We start from the raw sequence: 667 nt of genomic DNA, 5'->3' as shown, positions 1-667 counted from the left end.
GTCACCGGCCTGTCCATAAATCTGGGCGCCACCGCCCTCCTCGCCGACGCCACCCTGACCCTCACCCCCGGCCGCATCCAGGCCATCACCGGGCCCTCCGGTGCAGGGAAGACCACCCTGCTGTCCGCGCTCATCGGCGCGCTCCCTCCGGGTGCCCACGTCGCCTCCGGCACCGTCACCGTGCTCGGCGAGGACATCCTCGCCCTGCCGTCCGACCGGCTGCGCCAACTGCGCCGCCACCGGCTCGCCTTCGTCGGCCAGGACCCCGGCTCCGGCCTCAACCCGCGTATGCGCGCGGGCCGCATCATCACCGAGACCGCAAGCAGGACCACCCGGACCACCGTCCCCGAACTCCTCCGCCTCGTCCGCCTCCCCACGGACGAGCACCTCGAACGCCGCCGCACCGCGGGCCTCTCCGGCGGCCAGCAGCGTCGCGTCGCCCTGGCCCGCGCCCTCGCCCGCCGCCCCGACGTCCTCCTCCTCGACGAGCCCACCGCCGGCCTCGATCCCGCCCTGCGCGACGAGATCGCCGACCTCTTGCGCGACCTCGCCTCCCGCGACAACATCGCCATCGCCCTCACCAGCCATGACCCCGGCTTCGTGGCGCGCTGTGCCGACGACACCCTGGCCCTGACTCCCGCCGCAAGCCCCGTCGGCCCGCCCGCAC

At 75.1% G+C, this 667-nt stretch carries 1 protein-coding gene; it reads left to right on the top strand.

The features are described from left to right. Window positions 1-667: ATP-binding cassette domain-containing protein (locus EAO75_RS44880; protein ID WP_148000878.1), on the top strand; the 667-nt coding region annotated here is incomplete at both ends.

It is taken from the genome of Streptomyces sp. UW30, assembly GCF_008042075.1.
Classification (GTDB): Bacteria; Actinomycetota; Actinomycetes; order Streptomycetales; family Streptomycetaceae; genus Streptomyces.
This window is presented reverse-complemented; position numbering and strand designations above follow the sequence as displayed.